At 60.3% G+C, this 19,940-nt stretch carries 19 protein-coding genes and 1 pseudogene; 7 read left to right on the top strand and 13 right to left on the bottom strand.

Features of this window, described 5'->3' with window-relative positions:
- The first annotated feature begins 46 nt into the window (after positions 1–46).
- The 3 genes from J1D76_RS19335 to J1D76_RS19325 all read left to right on the top strand — a co-directional run bounded on the left by J1D76_RS19335 (position 47) and on the right by J1D76_RS19325 (position 1,503).
- Complete coding sequence (locus J1D76_RS19335) at positions 47–349, top strand: hypothetical protein (RefSeq protein WP_421139910.1); 303 nt, start codon at positions 47–49, stop codon at positions 347–349.
- A 212-nt stretch (positions 350–561) separates the two neighbouring features.
- Positions 562–798 carry a hypothetical protein gene (locus tag J1D76_RS19330; protein WP_421139909.1) on the top strand — a complete coding sequence of 79 codons (237 nt, stop codon included), beginning with the start codon at positions 562–564 and terminating at the stop codon, positions 796–798.
- 60 nt (positions 799–858) lie between these two features.
- Positions 859–1,503 carry a tyrosine-protein phosphatase gene (locus J1D76_RS19325; RefSeq protein ID WP_421139908.1) on the top strand — a complete coding sequence of 215 codons (645 nt, stop codon included), beginning with the start codon at positions 859–861 and terminating at the stop codon, positions 1,501–1,503.
- Between the two features lie 326 nt (positions 1,504–1,829).
- Here J1D76_RS19325 and J1D76_RS19320 read toward each other — a convergent pair whose 3' ends face one another.
- Entirely contained in the window at positions 1,830–2,108 is a 279-nt protein-coding gene (locus tag J1D76_RS19320) for a YheV family putative zinc ribbon protein (RefSeq protein ID WP_421139906.1), read from the bottom strand.
- Complete coding sequence (prlC, locus tag J1D76_RS19315) at positions 2,105–4,156, bottom strand: oligopeptidase A (protein ID WP_421139905.1); 2,052 nt, start codon at positions 4,154–4,156, stop codon at positions 2,105–2,107. The genes J1D76_RS19320 and prlC overlap by 4 nt, the downstream gene beginning before the upstream one ends.
- An 88-nt stretch (positions 4,157–4,244) precedes the next feature.
- Here prlC and J1D76_RS19310 point away from each other — a divergent pair, with 88 nt between their 5' ends.
- The gene (locus tag J1D76_RS19310; RefSeq protein ID WP_421139903.1) at positions 4,245–4,790 is read left to right on the top strand and encodes a gamma carbonic anhydrase family protein; all 546 of its coding nucleotides are present in this window, start codon (positions 4,245–4,247) and stop codon (positions 4,788–4,790) included.
- A gap of 28 nt (positions 4,791–4,818) precedes the next feature.
- Positions 4,819–5,469, top strand: a complete 651-nt coding sequence (locus J1D76_RS19305) for an HAD family hydrolase (RefSeq protein WP_421139902.1) — start codon at positions 4,819–4,821, stop codon at positions 5,467–5,469.
- A gap of 115 nt (positions 5,470–5,584) precedes the next feature.
- Here the strand turns inward: J1D76_RS19305 and J1D76_RS19300 are convergent, their stop codons facing one another.
- From J1D76_RS19300 to J1D76_RS19255, 10 genes and pseudogenes are all read right to left on the bottom strand, one after another.
- On the bottom strand, positions 5,585–6,208 hold the full coding sequence (locus J1D76_RS19300) for an ABC-type transport auxiliary lipoprotein family protein (protein ID WP_421139901.1): 624 nt from the start codon (positions 6,206–6,208) through the stop codon (positions 5,585–5,587).
- Entirely contained in the window at positions 6,205–7,143 is a 939-nt protein-coding gene (locus tag J1D76_RS19295) for an MlaD family protein (protein ID WP_421139900.1), read from the bottom strand. Before J1D76_RS19295 ends, J1D76_RS19300 begins: the two co-directional genes overlap by 4 nt.
- A 1-nt stretch (position 7,144) precedes the next feature.
- Entirely contained in the window at positions 7,145–7,948 is an 804-nt protein-coding gene (locus J1D76_RS19290) for an ABC transporter ATP-binding protein (RefSeq protein ID WP_421139899.1), read from the bottom strand.
- Positions 7,945–9,093 carry an MlaE family lipid ABC transporter permease subunit gene (locus tag J1D76_RS19285; RefSeq protein ID WP_421139898.1) on the bottom strand — a complete coding sequence of 383 codons (1,149 nt, stop codon included), beginning with the start codon at positions 9,091–9,093 and terminating at the stop codon, positions 7,945–7,947. Before J1D76_RS19285 ends, J1D76_RS19290 begins: the two co-directional genes overlap by 4 nt.
- Before the next feature lie 88 nt (positions 9,094–9,181).
- The gene (locus J1D76_RS19280; protein WP_421139897.1) at positions 9,182–10,210 is read right to left on the bottom strand and encodes a DUF5924 family protein; all 1,029 of its coding nucleotides are present in this window, start codon (positions 10,208–10,210) and stop codon (positions 9,182–9,184) included.
- Between the two features lie 218 nt (positions 10,211–10,428).
- On the bottom strand, positions 10,429–11,805 hold the full coding sequence (locus tag J1D76_RS19275) for a M16 family metallopeptidase (RefSeq protein WP_421139895.1): 1,377 nt from the start codon (positions 11,803–11,805) through the stop codon (positions 10,429–10,431).
- A gap of 164 nt (positions 11,806–11,969) precedes the next feature.
- On the bottom strand, positions 11,970–13,628 hold the full coding sequence (locus J1D76_RS19270; protein WP_421139894.1) for a Na/Pi cotransporter family protein: 1,659 nt from the start codon (positions 13,626–13,628) through the stop codon (positions 11,970–11,972).
- A gap of 284 nt (positions 13,629–13,912) precedes the next feature.
- Positions 13,913–14,680, bottom strand: coding sequence for a TerC family protein (locus J1D76_RS19265; RefSeq protein WP_421139893.1), 768 nt, complete (start codon positions 14,678–14,680; stop codon positions 13,913–13,915).
- Positions 14,681–14,764: 84 nt separating this feature from the next.
- A complete protein-coding gene (locus J1D76_RS19260) occupies positions 14,765–16,072 on the bottom strand; it encodes a CitMHS family transporter (RefSeq protein WP_421139891.1) in 1,308 nt (435 codons plus the stop codon).
- Between the two features lie 385 nt (positions 16,073–16,457).
- A pseudogene (locus tag J1D76_RS19255) lies at positions 16,458–16,592 on the bottom strand (DOPA 4,5-dioxygenase family protein); the annotation flags it as partial.
- Between the two features lie 86 nt (positions 16,593–16,678).
- On the opposite strand from J1D76_RS19255, the gene J1D76_RS19250 reads away from it, so the two are divergent.
- The gene (locus J1D76_RS19250; protein ID WP_421139890.1) at positions 16,679–17,344 is read left to right on the top strand and encodes an NAD(P)-dependent oxidoreductase; all 666 of its coding nucleotides are present in this window, start codon (positions 16,679–16,681) and stop codon (positions 17,342–17,344) included.
- Between the two features lie 3 nt (positions 17,345–17,347).
- On the opposite strand, the gene J1D76_RS19245 is transcribed toward J1D76_RS19250, so the two are convergent.
- Positions 17,348–18,298, bottom strand: coding sequence for a choline sulfate utilization transcriptional regulator (locus J1D76_RS19245; protein WP_421139889.1), 951 nt, complete (start codon positions 18,296–18,298; stop codon positions 17,348–17,350).
- Between the two features lie 114 nt (positions 18,299–18,412).
- On the opposite strand from J1D76_RS19245, the gene betC reads away from it, so the two are divergent.
- Positions 18,413–19,927, top strand: coding sequence for a choline-sulfatase (gene betC / locus J1D76_RS19240; RefSeq protein ID WP_421139887.1), 1,515 nt, complete (start codon positions 18,413–18,415; stop codon positions 19,925–19,927).
- Positions 19,928–19,940 lie beyond the last annotated feature (13 nt).

The raw sequence follows: 19,940 nt of genomic DNA, 5'->3' as shown, positions 1-19,940 counted from the left end.
CCCCACCAGGCAACACCCTCACCCAAATAAATAAAAGGATTTATTCATGTCGTTTTTTAATCAGCGCGGTATCTTCCTGCAACTTATGCAACCTGGCCCTTCTGAACCCAACACACTGGTATCGATGCAACTGGCTCGAAAAGAACTTGGCTGGGACGCGGAAACCGAAACTCAAGTTGAAAGCCTGGTCGATTCGCAGTTCTACACCGCTGTTTCCACTGACCGTGGCCACTCCTTCAGTATCCGTACCATTGGCACCGACGTCGACGGTGACGGTACTGTCGGTGCGGCCGACAAAGCCAAGCTGCAGGCGCTGGCCAAGGCTTATGTGAGTATCGTCAATCCCTGATTTTGCCTTGACGATGGCTGGTCACCTAGTGCATGCGGCTTGTAGCATGCACTTTAACTAGCAATAGTTATGAATATGAGCGCGTTATTGATCGACGGTATATATCTACAAAAAACAGAACTAACCGACATGACAAAGATCATCATAAAAATACTAAAAACATTGATCGAGTCAGTAGCGGAACCAGGGATTACTTCAAAGATGCAACGCCCATGGCATTGAACTTAAAAGATAACGGTCGAACCATCACTCTGGATTACGACCCTTGGTCAAATATAAACGTCATAAAGGAAAACTCTATCGACCAGAAGGATAGTGACGCCATCACCGAACTCGCCGTGGCTTATGATCGTCAATCAACCATCGGTCCCGAGCATGGTGCTTTTCTTCGCTTTCGCGCCAGACCCGCCGCTTCACGATTCTTTGACAGTCCGCTCACAGGCCTTTGACTGTGCATCACCCATCCTTGCCAGCATCTTCCCGTCCCTTTTTTGAACGGTCGCCCTAGCATGTCTTTACCACGATTTCTTTCCGCAATATGCCTGTCGCTGTTGGCCCTTGTTAACCTGGCACCGGCAATGGCCGACGATAGCGTGACCCAGCGCCCGGCGGACTGGGCGCAACCGATCGAGAAGCAATACAACCTGTTCCAGATGTCGCCCACCCTCTACCGCAGCGCCTTGCCGGACAAGGGCGCAGTACCGCTGCTGGAGAAACTCAAGGTCGGAACAGTCATCACCTTCCTCCCTGAAACGGATTCCAGTTGGTTGTCCTCGCCGGGCATCACCCAGGTCCAACTGCCTTACCGCACCAACCATGTGGATGACGCCGATGTGCTCAAGGCCTTGCGCGCCATCCAGTCCGCCGAAGCCAAAGGCCCGGTGCTGATGCATTGCAAGCATGGCTCCGACCGCACTGGCCTGATGGCGGCCATGTACCGGGTGGTCATCCAGGGCTGGACCAAGGAAGAAGCCCTGAATGAAATGACCCAGGGCGGCTTTGGCGACAGCACCCACTTCAAGGACGGCATCCGCTACATGATGCAGGCGGATGTCGACAAGCTGCGCACGGCGCTGGCCAACGGCGATTGCAGCACCAGCCCGTTTGCAGCGTGCTCGATGAAAAGCTGGTTCAAGTCCGCCCATATCGAATAAAAAAGCGTTCTTCACGCAATCCCGGGAAACCAACTATAGGAGCCGGCTTGCTGGCGATGGACTCCAAAGCGCCGCGTGTATCCAGTTCACACGCGTTATCGTTAACGACCATCGCTGGCAAGCCAGCTCCTACAAGTGATCGCGAATCGAATCCCAAACTGTAGGAGCCGGCTTGCTGGCGATGGACTCCAAAGCGACGCGTTTATCCAGTTCACACGCGTTATCGTTAACGACCATCGCTGTCAAGCCAGCGCCTACAGGAGACCGCGTCAGAGTCGAAAAGGAAGTGACCTCCACGCCGGTGAACCCAAAAAATTCAAACGCGATTATTCCGGCTTTTTCTTCAACTTCGGGTTCGGAAAGAACTGGACCGCCTGCACCTTGGTGTCCGCAGGCTTGGGCGCCGCCGTATTGACCCGCGTTCCCAGCTCTTTGGGTACCGACAGCCCTTGTTCATTGAGTGTGTCGGAGTAGCCGCAGGCCACGCACTCACGGTGCGGGACCAGGTCTTCGTTCCACATCATCAACTTGTCCGGCTCGCTGCAGGCCGGGCAGACCGCCCCGGCGATAAAGCGTTTTTTGGTGATCACAGGTCCCTCACTCATGCTGCCGCGTCCTCAGTCAGGCCGCTGTGGCGCAAGAGTGCGTCAATCGATGGCGCACGGCCACGGAAGTCGACGAACAACACCATCGGCTCCTGGGAACCGCCGCGGGCCAGGATCGCTTCGCGGAACGCGCGACCGGTGGCGGCATTGAGTACGCCTTCTTCTTCAAACTTCGAGAACGCATCGGCCGACAGCACTTCAGCCCATTTGTAGCTGTAGTAACCGGCGGCATAACCACCCGCGAAGATGTGCGCGAAGCTGTTGGGGAAGCGGTTGTAGGCCGGTGGACGCATCACCGAGACCTCGTCGCGCACGCCTTCGAGCACTTGCAACACGCTGCGACCGTCGCCGTGGGTGGCGTGCAGTTCGAAGTCGAACAGCGAGAACTCCAGTTGGCGGACCATCATCAGGCCGGACTGGAAGTTTTTCGCCGCGAGCATTTTCCCCAGCAGGTCCTGCGGCAAAGGCTCGCCGGTTTCATAATGACCGGAAATCAGCGCCAGGCCTTCCGGCTCCCAGCACCAGTTTTCCATGAACTGGCTTGGCAGCTCGACCGCATCCCAGGCCACACCGTTGATGCCGGACACGCCAGCATGTTCGACGCGGGTCAGCAGGTGATGCAGGCCGTGGCCGAACTCATGGAACAGGGTGGTGACTTCATCGTGGGTCAGCAGGGCAGGCTTGCCGCTGTCGGCCGGGGTGAAGTTGCACACCAGGTTCGCCACCGGGCTTTGCAATACGCCGCCCACAGTGCGACGACGGTCGCGGGCGCCGTCCATCCAGGCTCCACCACGCTTGTTGGCGCGGGCATACAGGTCAAAGAAGAAACGGCCGACGTGCTGACCGTTTTCCTTGATTTCGAACAGGCGCACGTCCGGGTGCCAGGTGTCGAAGCCCTTGAGTTCGGCAATCTCGATGCCGTACAGGCGCTGGACGATGGCGAACAGACCGCCGAGCACCTTGTCGATCGGGAAGTAGGCGCGCAGGGCTTCCTGGGCGACGCTGTAACGCTGCTCGCGGAGTTTTTCGCCGTAGAAACCGCTGTCCCAGCTTTGCAGGTCCGGGCAACCCTTTTCAGCAGCGTAAGCCTTGAGCTGCTCCAGGTCCTGGGCAGCGAACGGCTTGCTGCGCTTGGCCAGGTCTCGCAGGAAACTCAGCACCTGATCACTGGACTCAGCCATTTTGGTCGCCAGGCTCAGTTCGGAGAAACTGCTGAACCCCAACAGTTTTGCCAGTTCCTGACGCAGGTCGAGGATCTCTTCCATGACCGGGCCATTGTCGTTCTGGCCGGCGTTCTGGCCCTGGTCCGAGGCACGGGTGCAGTAGGCGGCGTAGACTTCTTCACGCAGGGCGCGGTTTTGCGCGTAGGTCATCACCGCGTAGTAGCTCGGGAATTCCAGGGTGATCAACCAGCCATCCAGATCCCTGGCCTGGGCCGCAGCAGCCATTTGTGCCTTGGCCGAATCGGTCAGGCCAGCGAGGGCGGCTTCGTCGGTGATGTGCTTGGTCCACGCCTGGGTGGCATCGAGCAACTGGTTGGAGAAGCGGCTGCCCAGTTCGGACAGTTTGCTCTGCACTTCGGCATAACGCTTTTGTTCGGCTTCCGGCAGGTCAATACCCGACAAACGGAAGTCACGCAGGGCGTGTTCCAGGACAGTTTTCTGCGCCACATCGAAACCGGCAGCCTGCGGGCTATTGGCCAGGGCTTCGAACGCCTGGAACAGTTCGCGGTTCTGGCCCAATTCGGTGGAGTAGGCGCTCAACGCCGGCAGGCATGACTCGTAGGCTTCACGCAATTCGGCGCTGTTGCACACGGCGTTGAGGTGGCTGACCGGGCTCCAGGCTGCGCCCAGGCGATCGTTGAGCTCGTCCATCGCCAGCACCAGGCCGGCCCACGTTGGCTCTGTGGCCTGGGTCTTGAGGATTTCGACGATGGCAGCACGGTTGTCCGCCAGGATCTGTTCAATGGCCGGTTGTACGTGTTCAGCGCGGATGGCGGAGAACGGCGGCAGGTCGTAGGACTGCAACAGAGGGTTGTTCACGCTCACGGTTGATACCTTGGCTGGAGAAACATGCAGCCATCTTAATTACAATCGGCACTCACCGCAGCTATCAGCGACAGAGAGAAACACTATCGTGAACCTTCGCAACTATCAGAACCACTCGCCGCTGCTCGGCAAAGGCGCCTTTGTCGATCGATCGGCGGTGGTGATCGGCGACGTTGAAATCGGCGAAGACAGCTCGGTCTGGCCGCTGACGGTGATCCGGGGCGACATGCACCGCATCCGCATCGGTGCGCGCACCAGCGTGCAGGATGGCTGCGTGTTGCACATCACCCACGCCGGGCCGTTCAACCCCGATGGTTTCCCTCTGCTGATCGGCGACGACGTGACCATCGCCCACAAGGTCATGTTGCATGGCTGCTCGGTGGGCAGCCGTGTGTTGATCGGCATGGGCAGCATCGTCATGGACGGCGCAGTGGTCGACAATGACGTGATCATCGGCGCCGGCAGCCTGGTGCCACCGGGCAAGCACCTGCAAAGCGGCTTCCTGTATGTGGGTAGCCCGGTGAAGCAGGTCCGCCCATTGACGGACAAGGAGCGCGCCTTTTTCACCTACAGCGCGGCGAACTACGTGAAGCTCAAGGACCTGCATTTGGCCGAAGGCTACGACCAGCTCTGATTCGGCTCCCCCTATTTCAGGATTCAACATGCATTACCAAACCGTTTTATTCGACCTCGATGGCACCCTGACCGACCCGCGCGAGGGCATCACCCGTTCGATCCAGTTCGCCTTGGGCAAGCTGGGTATCGATGAACCGGACCTGAGCAAACTCGAACATTTCATCGGCCCTCCGCTGTTGCAGGCGTTCATGCAGTTCTATGACTTCGACGAACCCAAGGCGTGGGAGGCGGTGAATTTCTACCGCGAGCGTTTCAAGGTCACCGGGCTGTACGAAAACCGCGTGTTCGACGGTGTTACGCCGCTGCTGGAAACCTTGAGCGGACAAGGCCGGCAGCTGTACATCGCCACCTCCAAGCCCTGGGTGTTCGCCCGGGAAATCGCCCGGCACTTCGACTTTGCCAAGCACTTCAAGATGATTTACGGCAGCGAACTGGATGGCACCCGCACCAACAAGGTCGAGCTAATCGCTCACCTGGTGGCCGAAGAGGGCCTGGACCCGGCCAACACCCTGATGATCGGCGACCGCAAGCACGACCTGATCGGCGCACGCAGCAATGGCCTGGACGCCGTGGCGGTGGGTTATGGGTTTGGTAGCCATGAGGAGTTGAGCGCCGAAGCGCCGGCGTATCACTTTGAAACGCTGGCTGAGCTGCACCGGGCGTTTTTGCAGCACTGACAAGACCGACACCCATCAACTGTAGGAGCTGGCTTGCCAGCGAAGAGGCCGGCACATTCAGCTTTGATGTTGAACATACTGCCGCCTTCGCGGGCAAGCCCGCTCCTACAGGGGGTCAGGGGCGAGAGGGCGGGGCCAACCTTTGCCCTTGCTCCACCGCCCAATTCACCACCTGCGCCGTCAATTGGTCATTCGCCCGGCCAAACCCGGCCACCACCGACGGCACCTGCACATCGCTGATCGGCTGGCGCACTTCAAAGCGACGGCTGGCAAGCAAACGCTGGTCGAAACTGCGCACCAGCAACGCATCCAGACGCACCACCACGCTGGCATTCGTGCCCTGGTATTCGGTCTGGAACGCCTGCAAGCTGCCGCCCAGTTCAAGGTCGGTCTGGAAAATGCTGTCATCGGTGCTCAACAACGACACCCGGCCGTCATCCTGGAAACCTTGCAGCAGGCGATTGCGCACCAGCACCGGCGCCGGGTCGCTCCAGCGCGAGCCCTTGTAGTGGCTGATCACATCGCCTTGGGGAAGCACGGCAATGTTCGGGCTGTTCAATGCTTCGCTGGACTGGAATTTGAGCAGGCGCAGCGACCAGTGCTGCGGCGTGCCCTGGCGGGCAGACGCATTCTGCGCCGACGGCAATCGATAGACCTCGAAGGCCTCGGGCTTGGGCAGGATCGAGCAAGAGCTGATCAACGTGAAGCCAGCGAGCAGGGCGATCCGGATCAGCTTCATGGGGTGAATTCCTTGGTCTTTTCACTGCCCAGCAGGTAACCGCTGGGGTTGGCTTCCAGGCGTTTGGTAATGACGCGCAAGGAGGACAGGGTTTCGCGCATCTCGCGCACGGCCGGGCCCAGGCCATTGAGGCCCTGCATGCCGCTGTTGAGCGAATCCTGGTTGGCGGTGATCAACCGGTTGAGGGTGGCGCTGCTCTCCTGCAACGACTTCATCGCCTGCTCGGCGCTGCCCAGCGCTTCCTTGCCATGATCGTTGAGCAGCCCGTTGGCGTTGCGCATCAGCGCCGTGGTCTGCTCCAGCATGGTGTTGGCCTGCTTGCCGACCGTGGCCAGTTGCTTCATGGCCTGGCGGATATCATCACGCTCGTCGGCCACCGCGCCAGTGGTCTGCTCCAGATGTTCCAGGGTATTGCTGATGCGTTCGATGTTTTCCGCGGAAAATAACAGGTTGGCGTTGGTCATCAGTGTGTTCACGCCGGACATCAGGTCGTTGCTGTCGTTGAGCAGGCGGGCGATGGGTGAGGGCGACGCGACGATGGTCGGCAGTTCGCCGTCCTTGCCCTTGAGCGTCGGGCTCTGCGGTGTACCGCCGCTGAGCTGGATGATCGAAGTCCCGGTGACGCCGGTCAGCGCCAGCTTGGCATTGGTGTCTTCCTTGACCGGCGTGTCGCCGGCCAGGCGAATGCGCGCCAGCACCCGACGCGGGTCCTTGGGATCGAGGCGCAGCGAAATCACGTCGCCGACCTTGATCCCGCTGTACTGCACCGAACTGCCCTTGGACAAACCACTGACCGCCTCGTTGAACACCACTTCGTAGTCCTTGAACTCGGTGTCGACACTGGACTTGGCCAGCCACAGGCCGAACAGCAACGCGGCCGTCACCACAATCACGGTGAACAGGCCGATCAATACATGATGGGCTCGGGTTTCCATGTCAGACCTCGTTTAACTGTTGGGCGGCTGTCAGCGCCGCGCGGCCGCGAGGGCCATGGAAATATTCGTGAATCCACGGGTCGTTGGTTTCCGAGACTTTGTCGATGGCGTCCGCGACCAGTACTTTCTTCTGCGCCAGCACGGCCACCCGGTCGGTGATGGTGTAGAGCGTGTCGAGGTCGTGGGTCACCAGGAACACGCTCAGGCCCAGGGCATCGCGCAGGGTCAGGATCAACTGATCGAAGGCAGCGGCGCCAATCGGATCGAGGCCGGCGGTGGGCTCGTCGAGAAACAGGATGTCCGGGTCCAGCGCCAATGCCCTGGCCAGCGCGGCGCGCTTGATCATGCCGCCTGACAATGACGCGGGATACTTCTGCGCCGCTGACAGCGGCAACCCGGCCAGGGCCATTTTCACCGCCGCCAGGTGCTCGGCATCGTTGCGGCTCAGGCCGGCGTGTTCGATCAGGGGCAGGGCGACGTTCTCGGTCACCGTCAGCGAGGAAAACAGCGCGCCCTTCTGGAACAGTACGCCAAAGCGTCGTTCCACCATCGAGCGTTCGTGTTCGGACAAGGTCGGCAGGTTCTTGCCGAAGACTCTCACCACCCCTTCACTGGGCTGGCGCAACCCGACAATGCTGCGCAGCAGCACCGACTTGCCACTGCCGGAGCCACCGACCACGGCGAGGATTTCCCCCTTGTACAAGTCCAGGTCGAGGTGCTCGTGCACGCTCTGACTACCAAAGCGGTTGCACAGCCCGCGCACTTCAATCACCGCCTCGCAGGGCGCTCGTGGGACACGACTCACCAACCCATCTCCATGAAAAACATCGCGGCGATCGCATCTATCACGATCACCACGAAAATCGACTGCACCACGCTTGACGTGGTGTGCGCGCCGACGGATTCGGCACTGCCGCTGACCTTGAAACCTTCAAGGCAACCGATGGCCGCAATCAGGAAGGCGAACACCGGGGCTTTGACGATCCCCACCAAAAAGTGCTGAACGCCGATGTCCGACTGCAACAGCGAGATGAACATGGCCGGCGAGATATCCAGCTTCACCGCGCAGACCACCGCGCCGCCGATAATCCCCGATAGCATCGCCAGAAACGTCAGCATCGGCAGGGCGATCAGCAACGCCAGTACACGCGGCACCACCAGCAACTCAACGGGGTCGAGACCGAGGGTGCGGATGGCGTCGATTTCTTCGTTGGCCTTCATCGAACCGATTTGCGCGGTGAACGCACTGGCCGTGCGCCCGGCCATCAGGATCGCCGTCAGCAACACCCCGAATTCGCGCAGGAAGGCAAAGCCCACCAGGTCCACGGTGAACACGGTGGCGCCAAACGTGGCCAGCACGGTCGAGCCGAGAAAGGCCACCACGGCGCCCACCAGAAACGTCAGTAACGCCACGATGGGCGCGGCGTCGAGACCGGTCTGTTCAATGTGGGCGATCATCGGTGTGACGCGCCAGCGCTTGGGCCGGAACAGCCCTCGGGCGATGGTTTCGATGATCAGGCCGACAAAACCCAGCAGTTGCAGGGTGTCCTGCCAGACGGTGTCTACTGCGCGGCCAATGCGAGTCAGCAACTGGACGGTGACGCTGACTTCCGGTTCCTTGAGCGGGACGCAGAAATCGGTCAGCGAGCAGTAGACGGTTTGCAGCAACGCGCGGTCGGCATTGGACAGGGTGCAATCAGGATGCTCGGCGGAGCGGCCGAGACGGTCGGAGCCGAGTAGCTCTACCAATAGCGAGGCGCCGGCCGTGTCGAGGGCGCCGAGGCTGTTGAGATCGATGGGGGTATTGGCGTCGTACTGGCCGTAGAGTTTTTCGCAGAGCTGCTTGAGGTCTGCGTAGTGGGCAAGCGTCCAGTCGCCCGTCACCCGCAGCCGCGCAGGGGTAAGCGACGTGTCCAACTGGGCATTGCCGGCCATCGTGCTGCTGATCATAAGCTCCGTGCTTGTTGGTGATGCGGTCATCACAGTAGAACAACATTTCATGCTGTTACGCAGATCCTATGTAATAGCACGAACCTGGCTACTTTTCTTTGACCGCTGTGCTGTCCGTGACTTCGAAACGCAGCACGCCAATGACCTGGCCATCTTCGGTCAACACCCGGACTTGCCATTTGCCGGCCGGATTGCCCGGGAAGTTCTGCTTGTGGGTCCAGGCCCGGTAACCTTCCTTGCGCCCGCCGTGGATATCCAGCGCAATGCGGTCGACCTCTTTGCCGTCGAATTGCCAGACGTGATAAATCCGCTCGTCCAGGCCACGCGGCGCATTGATCGCGGTGTAGGCGTAGAGCCCGCCATTGCGGATCTGCTCGGCGCTGACTTGCTCAAGGCTGGCGCCCGGCGTGCGGTCCTGCATCTGCGTGCTGATGGCCACGTCGGTCATCCACAGCGTCGCTGGCGGCACCCACGACCGCAGCTCCCAACCGACCGCGCCGATGCCCAGCGTGATGCTCAAGATCGCCAGCGCACTGCGCAGGGTACGAATCGGGAAGATCGACGCCAGGCTCGGGAACGACAGCAGCACCGAGACGCCCAGTGCCCATTTGAAACTTTGCGAAGTGGTCAGGTGCATGATCACCGGCAACGCGGTGAGCAGCGCGGCGAACAAAGTCAACGTGTGCAGGGCCAGGAACGCCCAGCGCCGTGGCGCCAGCCACTTGTAATAGAGCGGGTCGGTGATCGAAATCAGCGCCGCGATCCCCAGCAGCCCGGTGAAAATCAGCTGGCCGCTATTCCACGTCGTCGTGATGAAGAAGAACGGCAGGACAAAAAACAGGCTTTCCTGGTGGATCATCTGCGTGGCGTAACGCAGTAGCGGCTGCGGGATCTCGCGCTTGAAGATGCGCGTGAACAGCTGGGTCAGGCTGTTTTCCAGCATCAGCCAGATCCAGCTGATCAGCATGATGGTGGTGATCCAGGTCGCCAGGCCCTGCTGGCGATCGACCAGGATGAAACTGCACACCCCGGAGATAAACCCACCGAGCGCAATGACCCCGGGATAGCGCTTCATCAGATCGAGAATGCGCTGTACGAAAAGGGGCATGTTTTGCATTCGGTGGGTTCACAGTAGTCGTAGGAAAAATCCTCAACAGGTTACCGCTGGCGGGCCCCTGTGGCGAGGGGGCTTGCCCCCGTTGGGTCGCGAAGCGGCCCCAAAACCTGAAGATCCCGATCTTTCAGGTAAATTGTGCAAAACTGATTCACGACTGCTTCGCAGCCGAACGGGGGCAAGCCCCCTCACCACAGGTAATCACTAGCCAGCACGGAAGGTCACTTCCTGCGATGCAAGCGCCAGCCCACCAGGCTGAGCACCAACAGCGCCAACACCCCCGTCGCCAGCCACATCAACTGGTCATAACTGAACAATGCCTTCTCGATCCGCAAATACCCCGGCTGCAGCAGCAGTTCACGCACCGCCTTGTTCGCCTCTTCCAGCGTCACCCCTTGCAGCTCCCGCGCCGGGTTGGCGAAGTGGCCGTCCTCGTAGTCGCCAATCGCGCTCCAGTAGTAGTCGGCCAACGCGCTGTTGCCTTGCACGGCCCAGGACTGGCGGGCAATGGCGGCCTGCTTGAGGCGATTGAAGGTGTCGGCATTGAGGCCATCCTTGAGCAGGCCGGCCTTTAATTCGTCCAGCACCTGCTCGGCCTCGGGCACATCGTCGCGCTCCAGATCGGCATTGAGGCTCATGAAGCCCACACCGCCGAACACTTCGCGCTCCGCCCACGGGCCGTAGGACAACCCATGCACCAGACGTAACTGGCGATAGAGCGCCCAGTCCAGATAGTCCTTGAGCAGATCGAAGGTTTGATCGTGCCCGTCTTCCAGCACCGGTTCTGGCACCAGCCAGTGCAACTTGGCGCCGTTGCCGACCAGGCCGTGGGTCAGGGTGCGTTCATGGGCGGCGCTGGCGGCGATTTGCGGCAGCGGCGGATGATCGCTGGGGTTGATCGCTTCCAGTGCGCCATACGTCCGGTCCAGGTAGGCCGGCAACAACTTGTCGAGGTCCCCGACGATGATCAGGGTCATGTTGTTCGGCGCGTACCAGTCCTTGCGAACCCGCTCCAGCTGCTCTCGGGTCAGGTCATCGACTTGAGCACGCTCCGGGCATTTCAGGCCCAGTTCCACGGCGAGTTGGTTGCTGGCGGTGTGGCCCAGATCCTGGCGGTCGAGCCAGCGCTGCAGGTGCGAATAATGGCCGCCGTCTTCACGCTCGACCACTTGCTTGGCGGCGTTGATGGCGTTGTCGTCGAAACGGGTCTGGGTCAGCAGCGCCAGCAGCAGGTCGAGCACCTTGCGCTGGTTTTTCGCCGGGGCTTCGATCACGAACGTGGTATCGGCATTGCTGGTGAAGGCGTTCCACTCACCGCCCAGCGCCTGCATGCGCTCTTCCAGGCCACCTTCACCACTGGCGTCGATGCCGCTGAACAACAGGTGTTCGAGCAGGTGCGGCAATTCCTTTTCCGCACAATTGAAATCGTCCAGGCCCACGCCGACCACCAGCCGGATCGCCACATGCCCGCGGTCGGCACCGGGCTTGAGCAGCAACTGCAAGCCGTTGCGCAGCGTATAGCCCTCGACCTGGAAGCGATCCAGGGCCAGCGACGGAAGAGAACCCAGCAACAGGCAGGCGAACAACAGACAACGCATAACAAGCTTCCATACGGCTGATGGGAGATCCGTGTCGTCAGTCAGGCCGCTTTCGCGAGCAAGCCCGCTCCCACAGGGGTTTAATCAACTGTGGGAGCGGGCTTGCCCGCGAAGACGGCCTTGAGACTGAATCAATCTTACTGACTGGCCACGTTGCCAGACGTTCAAGGCGAATGCGTGATGTCGCTCAAATCATCCACCACCAGCGCGCCGGTGTCCGCGGTTTCCAGCACCACGTAGGCACTGCTGCAAAACAGTGAATTGAGGCGCTTCATGTCGGCAATCAGCTCCAGGTGCAACGAACTGGTTTCGATACTTTGCACGATTTTACGTTGCAACCGGCTCACGTGGGCATGCGCCAGGCGCCGTTCCTGTGCACGGAAACGACGTTTTTCCCGCACCAGCTGGCGCGCGCTTTCCGGGTCGGCACTGAGAAACACCGACATCCCCAGCCGCAGGTTGGAAATCAACTGCGTGTGCAGCCCGGCCAATTCCTCCAATCCGACTTCGGAAAACGACCGGCGCTGTGAGGTTTTCTGCTGCTGGACCTTGCGCAGCATGCGTTCGATCAGGTCACTGGCGAGTTTCAGGTTGATCGCCAGCTCGATGATTTCCGCCCAGCGCCGGCTGTCCTGATCGCTGAGGTCTTCCCTGGGCATTTGCGCCAGGTACAGTTTGATCGCGCTGTAGAGCGCTTCGATATCGTCAGTCAGCCGGCGCATTTCCTGAGTGACGGCCGTTTGCTTGCCGCGCAGGACGTCGAGCATGGCTTCGAGCATGCTGTCGATCAGGTCGCCCATGCGCAGGGTTTCCCGGGCCGCGTTGGCCAGCGCCAAACCGGGCGTGACCAACGCTGTCGGGTCAAGGTGTCGGGGCTTGGCCGTGCCGTTGGCCTGTGGGCGCTCCGGCAGTATCCAGGCACAAAACCGGGCCATCGGCGCGGCGGAGGGCAGCAGGATTAGGCAGCGCACGGTGTTGTACAGCAGGTGAAAGCCAATGACCATTTCCTGTGGGCTGAAGTCCAGGCCATCGATCCAGTGCACCAGCGGACCGAGCACCGGAATGATCAATAAAAGACCAATCAGTTTGTACAGCAAGCTGCCCAGCGCTACCTGGCGCCCGGCGGCGTTCTGCATGCTGGTGCTGAGGAAGGCGAGCACACCGCTGCCGATATTGGCGCCAATCACCAACCCGATGGCCACCGGCAGGCTGATCACGTTGGCGCCGGCCAGGGTCGCGGTCAGCAGCACGGCCGCCAGACTGGAGTAGGAAATCATCGCGAACAACGCACCCACCAAAGCGTCGAGCAGGATGTCGCCGGTGAGCGAGGCGAAAATCACCTTCACCCCTTTGGCGTGGGTGATCGGGTGCGCGGCTTCGACAATCAGTTGCAGCGCCAGAATGATCAGCCCCAGACCGATGGCGACCCGGCCCATCTGCCCCAGACGGGTCTGCTTGCGCGACAGGAAGAAAATCACCCCCAGAAAAATCAGCAACGGCGACAGCCACGACAGGTCGAACGTCAGCACTCGCGCCATCAGCGCCGTACCGACATCCGCGCCGAGCATGGTGACCAGCGCTGGCGTCAGCGCCATCAGGCCCTGGCCGACGAAGGACGTGACGAGCATCGCGGTGGCGTTGCTGCTCTGGACCATCGCGGTTACGACAATCCCGGCGAGGAAGGCCAGCCAGCGATTGGACATGTTATGGCCAATGACATGGCGCAGGTTGGTGCCGTAGACCCGCAGGATCCCGGTTCGGACGATGTGCGTGCCCCAGATCAGCAAGGCCACGGCAGAGAGCAAATTGAGCAGGGTGAGCATACAGGCCCCCTGTTGTGTAGCGCCCCAAAGGAGCAAGTTGACGGTACCGCGCGACGTTCTACGTTCTGTACTTAAGCTGTAGTTGGCTAACGGTCAGAGCGCCAGCATCGCATAGCCAAAGAGGCGATTGAAACAAAACTGTCATGAAAAACCATTCATCAATCACCGCAAAACTGTAGGAGCGAGCCTGCTCGCGAAGAGGCCATCAGGCTCAACAATGATGTTGGCTGACAGACCGTCTTCGCGAGCAGGCTCGCTCCTACAGGGTGTTGCGTCAGGCCGGGTTACTGGCCCGGAAGGTCCTTGCGCAGCTTCACCGGATCCTGCTGCTTGCGCTTGTTGGCGATCGCCGTGCGCATCTTGATGTTGATCGCTTCCACCGCCAGCGAGAACGCCATGGCGAAGTAGACGTAGCCTTTTGGCACGTGCACGTCGAAGGACTCGGCAATCAGTACCGTACCGACCACCAGCAGGAACGACAGGGCCAGCATCTTCAGCGACGGGTGCTTGTCGATGAACTCGCTGATCTTGCCCGACGCCAGCATCATTACCAGCACCGCCACGACGATCGCCGCGACCATCACCGGTACGTGCGACACCATGCCGACGGCGGTAATCACCGAGTCCAGCGAGAACACGATGTCGATGATCGCGATCTGGATGATGGTGTAGAGGAAGTTGCCGCCCTTGCCCGACGGTTCGTCGTTGCTTTCGTCTTCACCTTCCAACGCGTGGTACATCTCCTGGGAGCTCTTCCACAGCAGGAACAGGCCACCGAAGAACAGGATCAGGTCGCGACCGGAAATGCCCTGGCCGAACAGTTCGAACAGGTCGGCGGTCAGGCGCATGACCCAGGTGATCGACAGCAGCAACAGGATCCGCGTGATCATGGCCAGGCCAAGGCCGAAGATCCGGGTGCGCTGCTGCATGGGCTTGGGCATGCGGCTGACCAGGATCGAAATCATGATGATGTTATCGATGCCCAGAACGATTTCCAGAGCGGTCAGGGTAAAGAAAGCAACCCAGATTTCAGGGTTGGTCAGCCATTCCATGTGTATTCCTTTGAACGTGTGTTAAACCAAAAAGGGTCCAGGCTTCAAACCGCAAGCCGGGACCCGAAATGGTGAGTCTTGGGCTTATAGAGTGCTGAACACCGGGAAAGTCCCCAACAGCAGTGCAGCAATCAGGATGCAGATACACACCAGCACGGCCCACTTGAGCGTGAAGCGCTGGTGATCACCGAAATCGATGCCGGCCAGGGCTACCAACAGATACGTCGACGGGACCAGCGGGCTCAACAGGTGGACGGGCTGACCGACAATCGAGGCACGTGCCATTTCCACCGCGGTTATACCGTAATGGCTGGCGGCTTCGGCAAGTACCGGTAACACGCCGTAATAAAATGCATCGTTCGACATGAAGAAGGTGAACGGCATGCTCACCAGCGCCGTGATCACGGCCAGGTACGGGCCGAGGAAGTCCGGAATCACCGCCAGCAGGCTTTTCGACATGGCATCGACCATGCCGGTGCCGGTCAGGATACCGGTGAAGATACCCGCGGCAAAGATCAGCCCGACCACCGCCAGTACGCTACCGGCGTGCGCCGCGACGCGATCCTTCTGCTGTTGCAGGCAAGGGTAGTTGACGATCATGGCAATACTGAACGCCACCATGAACAGCACCGGCAACGGCAGCAGGCCGGCGACCAGGGTACACATCAGGGCCAGGGTCAGGGCGCCGTTGAACCAGATCAGTTTAGGACGGCGGGCATCCGGGAACTGCGAAACGCTGATTTCGCTGTGGTCGACCTCTTCGCCCACCAGGTGCAGCTCACCCAGGCGTGCGCGCTCGCGCTTACCGTAGAAGTAGGCAATGGCCAGGATCGCCACCACACCGGCTAGCATTGCCGGAATCATTGGCACGAAGATGTCCGATGGGTCGACATGCAGTGCACTGGCAGCGCGAGCGGTCGGGCCGCCCCACGGGGTCATGTTCATTACGCCACCGGCGAGAATGATCAGGCCGGCCATGATCCGCGGACTCATGCCGATGCGGCTGTAGAGCGGCAGCATGGCGGCCACGCAGATCATGTAAGTGGTCGCGCCGTCACCATCGAGGGAAACGACGAGCGCCAGTACGGCGGTGCCGACCGAAACCTTCAATGGGTCGCCCTTGACCATCTTGAGGATCTTGCGCACGGCCGGGTCGAACAGGCCGGAGTCGATCATCAGGGCGAAATACAAAATGGCGAACATCAGCATCACGCCGGTGGGCGCAAGCTTGGTGATGCCTTCGAGCATCATCGGGCCGATCTTCGGCGCAAAACCGCCGAACAGGGCGAAGATAATCGGGATGATGATCAGGGCAATCAGCGCGGACAGGCGCTTGGTCATGATCAGAAACATGAACGTGATAACCATGGCGAAGCCAAGGAAAGTCAGCATGGGAATACTCCAGGCGTAGCGCGGCTAGGGAATGGGCGGATCGGTCGGGATCAGCGCAGAACGGGAAGCACGAGACGTACGGACGGAGTGACAGCGAAGCGGCGGGAAATAGAGGACATCAGAATCACCATTGTTGTTGTTAATTGGGCCTGGCGAGTCTTCGAACGCTCGCATTGGCCAACCGGTCTTTTGCCGGCAGTGGCGGCGATCCTAATCGGGCAAGCTTTCAGCCAGCTTTCGCTGATGAAAGCGTTGACCGAATGTACGACCGGTCGTCGGACCGGGTTCTGTGTGCGAGCCTGCTCGCGAAGGCCCGTCTGCCGTGGCTGCACCTGGACGAGCACTTGCCCGGCGAACCCGAAGAAAGCATCTGATCAAAAAATAGACCGACCGGGCGCTCGTGCACGCGGCCCATTTTCAGGGGAAACAAGCTTGCCGCTTGCTCACACAAGGCCCGCGCCTGCGCAATCGTGCCGGCATCGAAATAAGCGTGGGCGTGGTAACCCTTGATCTGCTGCATCTCAGTCCCTCTGAAAGCTGTGCGAACCCTCGCCGTTTCCCGCAGGTCACACGCCATATACCCGCAGGATTTCAGGGAGCCCAGCCATGAAAAATGCCGAAACCGCCGTTGTAAAAGTGGTGCTTTATGGTGCCATGAGTAGCCTGGGCAGTGCGCTGATGGCTGAAATGCTGCGTCGCCAGCATGAAGTCATCGCGATTCTCGATGACCTGACCGCGCTCGCGCCGCGTCCGGGGTTGCGTACCAAGACCGGAGACCTGTTTGAAGCCGAACGGGTCAAGCAGAGTGTGGCGGGCAGTTCCGTGGTCATTTGCCTGCTGGACGCGCCGGGTTTGCCATTCAACAGCGAATACGTGGAGAAAACCATTGTGCCAGGGCCGGTTGAGCAGGTGCTGGCGGTTGACGCACTGATTGATGGCTTGCGCGGGGCGGGCGTCAGCCGGTTGTTTCTGGTGGGTGATTTCGAAGTGCTGGACGAGACGGAAATCGAGGACCGCCTGCAATTGCACGCCGCCGAGGAAATCCGCGAAGCGCTGCAAAGCAGCCCCTTGCAATGGACGCTGGTGAATTCACCTCGGGCCATGCCTGGGCTGACCCTGGAACATTTCAGCCACGTCAGCAGCAGCCTGGAGCCGGGTTTGGGCGACATGCTGCAACGGCTGAACCGGGTGGCGGTGGGCATTGCCGACGAAATGAAGTTGAACCTGCACTTGGGCGAACATGTGAATTTCGTCGCTGCGTCCGGGCCCTGAACCTCACACCGCAATCGAGGGAAACGCCAACCCGCTCAGCGACTGCGCACTGCTGGCCTGCTCGGACATCAACCAGTCCACAAACTGCTGAATTAGCGCGCTGCGCCGTTTGCGCTGCGGCAACACGACGTAATAGCCGAGCCTGGAAATCGCCGTTTCAGCAATCGGTCGGCATAACAAGCCTTGGGCCAGCAAGTTATCCACAAGGTGTCGCCAGCCGATGGCCACGCCCTGGCCCGCAATCGCCGCTTGAATCAGCAGGGTGTAATTGTCGAACCGAAGTTGACCGGGCGCCGGCGGCGAGGTGATACCCAGCTCGCGAAATACACCACTCCAGTCGAACCAATGGCTGCTGTTTTCCCCGCGCAGGTGCAGCAACGGCAACGCCAGCAGTGCCTGGGCCGGTAAAGGCAGCGGGCGTTCATTCAATAACTGCGGGCTGCACACGGGGAATACTTCCTCGCTGAACAACCAATGGCTTTCACCTTGCTTGAAGCGACCCTCTCCGAACAACACCGCCACATCGATATCGGTGCGTAGCATGTTATGGCTGCGTTCACTGGTGACCAGACTCACATCCACCTGCGGATTGGCCGCGTGAAAGCGGTGCAGGCGCGGCATCAACCAATAGGCGGCGAACGCAAAATCCGTCGCGACTTGCAGCACTTCGTGCTGTTGCTGTGCGCTGATTCTGCTCAATCCTGCGTCGATATTCTGCAAACCGAGCTGGACCTGCTCGAAAAGCATCTGACCGGCCTCGGTCAGCTCAATCCCGCGATAGATGCGGTCGAACAAACGTGTCGCCAGCTGTTCTTCCAGGCGCTTGATCTGCTGGCTGATGGCAGGCTGGGTGGTACCCAGTTCAACCGCCGCCGCGGTAAAGCTGCGCTGACGGGCCGCCGCTTCGAAGGCGCGAAGCAGGTCGAGAGACAGGTCACCGAGGGCGTCATACATAAGCTGTGCTTATCCTAGTCATTGTCGCGCGTGGGCTTTACCGCAAAGTGTGCGGGTTTCATGCTCGAAACCAGCACTCTCGCATAAACATCCACTATGGAATGCCGCGATCACATGAAGCGCAAGAACATTCTTTTCATCATGGCCGATCAAATGGCCGCGCCAATGTTGCCGTTCTACGGCCCGTCGCCCATCAAGCTTCCCCATCTCAGCCGCCTCGCCGCCCAAGGCGTGGTGTTCGATTCCGCTTATTGCAACAGCCCTTTGTGCGCGCCCTCGCGCTTTACCCTGGTCAGTGGCCAGTTGCCGAGCAAGATCGGCGCCTACGACAACGCCGCGGATTTCCCCGCCGACGTACCGACCTACGCCCACTACTTGCGTCGCCTCGGCTATCGCACCGCCCTGTCCGGTAAGATGCATTTCTGCGGGCCGGACCAGTTGCACGGCTACGAAGAACGCCTGACCAGCGACATCTACCCCGCCGACTATGGCTGGGCCGTGAACTGGGATGAGCCTGATGTGCGCCCAAGTTGGTATCACAACATGTCGTCGGTGCTGCAAGCCGGGCCGTGCGTACGCACCAATCAGCTGGATTTCGACGAAGAGGTGGTGTTCAAGGCCCAGCAGTATTTGTTCGATCACATTCGCGAAGACGGCGATCAGCCGTTCTGCCTGACGGTTTCCATGACTCACCCACACGACCCGTACACCATTCCCAAGGCATTCTGGGATTTGTATGAGGATGCAGACATCCCTTTGCCCACAACCCCGGATCCGCATGACCTCGATCCGCACTCGCAACGATTGCTCAAGGTCTACGACCTGTGGGACAAGCCGCTGCCTGTGGATAAGATTCGTGATGCACGTCGTGCGTACTTCGGTGCGTGCAGCTATATCGACAGCAACGTCGGCAAACTCCTGCAAACCCTCGAGGAAACCGGGCTCATCGATGACACCATCATCGTGTTTTCCGGTGACCATGGAGACATGCTCGGCGAGCGCGGCCTTTGGTACAAAATGCACTGGTATGAAATGGCTGCGCGGGTCCCGCTGTTGATCAGTGCACCGGGGCAGTTCAGCCCCGGCCGGGTCAGCGCCAGTGTGTCCACGGCGGACCTGCTGCCAACCTTCGTTGAACTGGCCGGCGGCACGCTGGAGCCAGGCTTGCCGCTGGATGGCCGCTCGCTGGTGCCGCACCTGCAGGGGCAGGGCGGTCACGACGAGGTCTTCGGCGAATACATGGCCGAGGGCACCATCAGCCCGTTGATGATGATTCGCCGCGGTGCCTACAAATTCATCTACAGCGAAGACGATCCGTGCCTACTCTTCGACGTGGACAACGACCCTCAGGAGCTGGCGGAACTCAGCCATTCGCCGCAGCATCGCCAGCTATTCGACGATTTTCTCGCCCAGGCGCGGGCCAAATGGAACATCCCGGCGATTCACCAACAGGTGCTCGCCAGCCAGCGTCGTCGGCGTTTCGTCGCCCAGGCGCTGACCCTCGGCAAGCTCAAGAGCTGGGATCACCAGCCGCTGGTGGATGCCAGTCAGCAATACATGCGCAACCACATCGACCTCGACGATCTGGAGCGCAAAGCACGTTATCCACAACCCTGCCAAAACCAATAACGTTAAGGGGAAG

Source organism: Pseudomonas sp. NFX15 (assembly GCF_049132105.1).
Taxonomy (GTDB): domain Bacteria; phylum Pseudomonadota; class Gammaproteobacteria; order Pseudomonadales; family Pseudomonadaceae; genus Aquipseudomonas.
The sequence above is the reverse complement of the archived record's forward strand: the minus strand, read 5'-3'. Positions and strand labels throughout refer to the sequence as shown.

Excerpts from the sequence above, each read along its gene's own strand:
- J1D76_RS19300 (WP_421139901.1), bottom strand. The coding sequence starts at position 6,208 with ATGAAGCTGATCCGGATCGCCCTGCTCGCTGGCTTCACGTTGATCAGC.
- J1D76_RS19275 (WP_421139895.1), bottom strand. The coding sequence starts at position 11,805 with ATGCGTTGTCTGTTGTTCGCCTGCCTGTTGCTGGGTTCTCTTCCGTCG.
- J1D76_RS19285 (WP_421139898.1), bottom strand. The coding sequence starts at position 9,093 with ATGATCAGCAGCACGATGGCCGGCAATGCCCAGTTGGACACGTCGCTT.
- J1D76_RS19250 (WP_421139890.1), top strand. The coding sequence starts at position 16,679 with ATGAAAAATGCCGAAACCGCCGTTGTAAAAGTGGTGCTTTATGGTGCC.
- J1D76_RS19320 (WP_421139906.1), bottom strand. The coding sequence starts at position 2,108 with ATGAGTGAGGGACCTGTGATCACCAAAAAACGCTTTATCGCCGGGGCG.
- J1D76_RS19330 (WP_421139909.1), top strand. The coding sequence starts at position 562 with ATGGCATTGAACTTAAAAGATAACGGTCGAACCATCACTCTGGATTAC.
- J1D76_RS19280 (WP_421139897.1), bottom strand. The coding sequence starts at position 10,210 with ATGCAAAACATGCCCCTTTTCGTACAGCGCATTCTCGATCTGATGAAG.
- J1D76_RS19265 (WP_421139893.1), bottom strand. The coding sequence starts at position 14,680 with ATGGAATGGCTGACCAACCCTGAAATCTGGGTTGCTTTCTTTACCCTG.
- J1D76_RS19245 (WP_421139889.1), bottom strand. The coding sequence starts at position 18,298 with ATGTATGACGCCCTCGGTGACCTGTCTCTCGACCTGCTTCGCGCCTTC.
- betC (WP_421139887.1), top strand. The coding sequence starts at position 18,413 with ATGAAGCGCAAGAACATTCTTTTCATCATGGCCGATCAAATGGCCGCG.
- J1D76_RS19305 (WP_421139902.1), top strand. The coding sequence starts at position 4,819 with ATGCATTACCAAACCGTTTTATTCGACCTCGATGGCACCCTGACCGAC.
- J1D76_RS19260 (WP_421139891.1), bottom strand. The coding sequence starts at position 16,072 with ATGCTGACTTTCCTTGGCTTCGCCATGGTTATCACGTTCATGTTTCTG.
- J1D76_RS19325 (WP_421139908.1), top strand. The coding sequence starts at position 859 with ATGTCTTTACCACGATTTCTTTCCGCAATATGCCTGTCGCTGTTGGCC.
- J1D76_RS19270 (WP_421139894.1), bottom strand. The coding sequence starts at position 13,628 with ATGCTCACCCTGCTCAATTTGCTCTCTGCCGTGGCCTTGCTGATCTGG.
- J1D76_RS19335 (WP_421139910.1), top strand. The coding sequence starts at position 47 with ATGTCGTTTTTTAATCAGCGCGGTATCTTCCTGCAACTTATGCAACCT.
- J1D76_RS19295 (WP_421139900.1), bottom strand. The coding sequence starts at position 7,143 with ATGGAAACCCGAGCCCATCATGTATTGATCGGCCTGTTCACCGTGATT.